We start from the raw sequence: 2,865 nt of genomic DNA on the forward strand, positions 1-2,865 counted from the left end.
GGTTAAAACATTTTCGTGCGGTTGCCACAAGATACGATAAATTGAAAATCCACTTTGAAAGCATGCTTGCCCTCGCATGTTCAATGATTTGGCTGCCAATGTGAAAGATCAACAGCCCCTAATGAGTGTTTACATTTTACGCTGGCAGCTGCTTTTGATGATCCATTCGAAGGTATGCTGTCCAAAAACCACAATTTCCCAGGCAATGTGCAGATTAAGGTTAAGGAAACGACTACCGAGGTAAGTATTGAGCAGGCAACTGAATTTTTTCGAAGATGGAAATATGTAAATTGTTGGCATGCCAATAAATATGAAAGTGCAGCAATGTGGAAGCTTTACGCAAAAAGTAACGAAGCGGTGGCAATTAAGACAACTTACCAAAACTTGATTAATTGTTTACCGCCGGCTGTAGAAATTGGGATGGTAAAATATCATGACTATGATGCGGGGTGGTCACCACCATATGGCTCTGTATCTTTTTCGCTTGCAATGAAAAGAATGTCTTTCGAGCATGAAAAAGAAGTGCGACTAATTATGGATTATGGCACTCCAATTTTAAAAAATGGTAAGCTGGACTTCGAAAAAAAGAACCCAAACGTCGGCATAGACTTAAAACTTGATATAAGAGAACTTATAGACAAGGTTTACATTTCACCCGATTCACCTTCTTGGTTCTTTGATATTGTTGAGAGTGTTATCAAAACATATGGTTATTCTGAGTCATTCACATTGCATCAATCCAAATTGGCAGAATTACCGTAGAATCCATATTGGAAACGGCCAGGGGCTTATTTGCAGAAAACGGCGGCCGGGCGGTGACAGCGCACTGAGGATGTGACCACCCCGAACACCTGAAAATGATGATCCGCAGTGATCTGCTTAGTCATGCGCTGATGACTGATAATCTGCGCCGAGCGGTTAAAGACACAGCACAACATCTCGTCATCCAGCTGACAGACAATAATATCATTATCACCTGCGGTCAGGCTGGCATCCACAACCGGAATATCCTGCTCAAAGATACCGGCGCCGTCATTGTGTCGCTGTCCATTTCCACTAAATACGTATCGCCCCGGTGCGGTAACAGCAGTTCATCGAGCGACAGCGGTTTTTGTGCGTATTCCTTGGCGGGGCTTTCAAAGCCGTTGAGTTTCCCGGTTGCTTTCATGTACGGCTCCTGGTTGTTCGATACGAACTGCAGAGAAAAAGGCTGTAAACCGATAATAAATTAAACTTATTATCGGCACACTTTGTTAAATACTCGTAGCCGTTACCGGGGAAGCATTAATAATGAAATTTTGCAGAGACAATACAAAGGTTACCGTCAATTATTTTATAAATAAGGCGGTGGGCACTGTCAATTCTGCGGGAATAATAACCCTTGAGGTCACCGGAGAGTCGTTCAGGTTTTCCAATACCAACCAATGGTGACAACTTGGCAGCATCAATTAAATCATTGATTCTTTGCATTTTCTTTGCATCACCAGCCCAGGAGGTGTAATCCTCCCAACCGTGCGGGGTGAAGAATACTTGCTTGCTTTTTTCTAATTCTTTATCTAGTGATTTCTTCGTAATTGCCATCGTTATTTAACTCCATTTTCATTAAGGAGCCTTCATCTAGTTGGGCAATTGATTCTTGTAGACGCTTTGAATTATTGATTGAGCTTAACAAGTACACTGTCTCTTGCATGCTGTCATAATCTTCTCTCGACATTAAAATAACATCATCACTTTTGCTCGTTATAATTAACGGCTCATGGTGATTTGTTACCGATTCAATCGCGGCCTTAAAATGGGCTCGGGTTTCTGTGTAAGTTTGTGTTTGCATAATGTATTTTCGGCAGTGCTTATTAAGCTTCTGATTTGTTATCCAGAATTCACTCTGTGGGTGAAATATGCCTCTCCACTGGTATTTCGTTATTAAGATTTTATTCGAGCTGGCGCAAGTTTATTTACTAGTGCTACCAGTCAGCAGATAAAAATAGAGTTTTTTATTAACCCCAAAATAACTGTACAGCCTAACTGTACAATAGTCAACAGTTGTACAAAAAAGCTGTACAACTGTTTTTATGGTGATTTTTAATCACATGGGAAACGGATCAGGAGGAAAAAAGCAAACAGCAGAGAAAAGAAACCCGCCGTTAAGCGGGTGTTTATAGATTACCGATACATCAAGCAGTGTCTGGTTAACTGCTCTCTTACGGACTGTAGTTGCCCCAGCAAAATAAAAGCGGTAACAACCCGTCCGGCTGGCTGTTCATCGACTTCATATAGTAATCTATAACCGTTTATATTCGCCTCTCGAACACTTGATATGCCAGCTATATCAAAGATGCTCTGTGATACAGGGTAAATCAAAGGGTTATTGCTTACTGCGCTTTCAAAGGTATTAATTGTATCTTCAATTTTGTCTATAACATCAATCTCACTATTCCATCGCGTAAAGTGCGCAATAGCGAGTTCGGTCGAATTTTCAAACGTTTCTGTGTAGTTAATCGTGGTCTGCAGCATAAATATTATTCTCGTTTAAGTTGGATTTACGTTTAGCTAATCGTTCCTTAAAAGAGTTTGATGACATTACACGTCCTGCTTTCACATCGCTTTTGGCGAAGCTAACAAGTTTTAATAGGGCAATAGCTTCATCACGTTTTTCTCTTTCCTCAATGGATTCGATCACGTAAGCAGGCTTGCCGTTTTGTGTAATTGGGGTTTTGCGCCCATCCCCTCGAAATTGCTACTAAGTCTATTTTTTAAACAATTAGTTGATGTATGATAATGAGAAAATTCATAAGGTAAATCATCATCGTTACTCAATGACCTGGTCAACTGAATTCAGTCACCCTAGTTAAGTTCGTTAAGCTACTT

At 40.6% G+C, this 2,865-nt stretch carries 7 protein-coding genes and 1 pseudogene; 2 read left to right on the forward strand and 6 right to left on the reverse strand.

The genetic code is table 11. The features are described from left to right. Together G337_RS29325 and G337_RS26780 are read left to right on the forward strand one after the other, a co-directional pair. A pseudogene (locus G337_RS29325) lies at positions 1-104 on the forward strand (IS5/IS1182 family transposase); the annotation flags it as partial. 70 nt (positions 105-174) lie between these two features. Continuing rightward, positions 175-762, forward strand: coding sequence for a hypothetical protein (locus tag G337_RS26780; protein WP_051303411.1), 588 nt, complete (start codon positions 175-177; stop codon positions 760-762). Between the two features lie 26 nt (positions 763-788). On the opposite strand, the gene G337_RS27905 is transcribed toward G337_RS26780, so the two are convergent. The 6 genes from G337_RS27905 to G337_RS28965 form a co-directional block, all read right to left on the reverse strand. Beyond that, a complete protein-coding gene (locus G337_RS27905) occupies positions 789-998 on the reverse strand; it encodes a LexA family transcriptional regulator (RefSeq protein WP_028865269.1) in 210 nt (69 codons plus the stop codon). Then, positions 983-1,168: a S24/S26 family peptidase gene (locus G337_RS27910; RefSeq protein ID WP_028865270.1), complete on the reverse strand. Its 186-nt coding sequence runs from the start codon at positions 1,166-1,168 to the stop codon at positions 983-985. Before G337_RS27910 ends, G337_RS27905 begins: the two co-directional genes overlap by 16 nt. A 116-nt stretch (positions 1,169-1,284) precedes the next feature. Then, positions 1,285-1,581, reverse strand: a complete 297-nt coding sequence (locus G337_RS0119020) for a Txe/YoeB family addiction module toxin (RefSeq protein ID WP_037028116.1) — start codon at positions 1,579-1,581, stop codon at positions 1,285-1,287. After that, on the reverse strand, positions 1,553-1,828 hold the full coding sequence (locus G337_RS29635; RefSeq protein ID WP_028865272.1) for a type II toxin-antitoxin system Phd/YefM family antitoxin: 276 nt from the start codon (positions 1,826-1,828) through the stop codon (positions 1,553-1,555). The genes G337_RS0119020 and G337_RS29635 overlap by 29 nt, the downstream gene beginning before the upstream one ends. A gap of 332 nt (positions 1,829-2,160) precedes the next feature. Then, entirely contained in the window at positions 2,161-2,511 is a 351-nt protein-coding gene (locus G337_RS0119030; protein ID WP_028865273.1) for a type II toxin-antitoxin system RelE/ParE family toxin, read from the reverse strand. After that, positions 2,492-2,677 (reverse strand): hypothetical protein, encoded by a 186-nt coding sequence (locus G337_RS28965; RefSeq protein ID WP_037028117.1) that lies wholly within the window; start codon positions 2,675-2,677, stop codon positions 2,492-2,494. The genes G337_RS0119030 and G337_RS28965 overlap by 20 nt, the downstream gene beginning before the upstream one ends. Positions 2,678-2,865 lie beyond the last annotated feature (188 nt).

It is taken from the genome of Psychromonas aquimarina ATCC BAA-1526 (genome assembly GCF_000428725.1).
Taxonomy (GTDB): Bacteria; Pseudomonadota; Gammaproteobacteria; order Enterobacterales; family Psychromonadaceae; genus Psychromonas; species Psychromonas aquimarina.

Coding starts and splice junctions, on each gene's coding strand:
- G337_RS26780 (WP_051303411.1), top strand. CDS start 175: ATGCTGTCCAAAAACCACAATTTCCCAGGCAATGTGCAGATTAAGGTT.
- G337_RS27910 (WP_028865270.1), bottom strand. CDS start 1,168: ATGAAAGCAACCGGGAAACTCAACGGCTTTGAAAGCCCCGCCAAGGAA.
- G337_RS0119020 (WP_037028116.1), bottom strand. CDS start 1,581: ATGGCAATTACGAAGAAATCACTAGATAAAGAATTAGAAAAAAGCAAG.
- G337_RS29635 (WP_028865272.1), bottom strand. CDS start 1,828: ATGCAAACACAAACTTACACAGAAACCCGAGCCCATTTTAAGGCCGCG.
- G337_RS0119030 (WP_028865273.1), bottom strand. CDS start 2,511: ATGCTGCAGACCACGATTAACTACACAGAAACGTTTGAAAATTCGACC.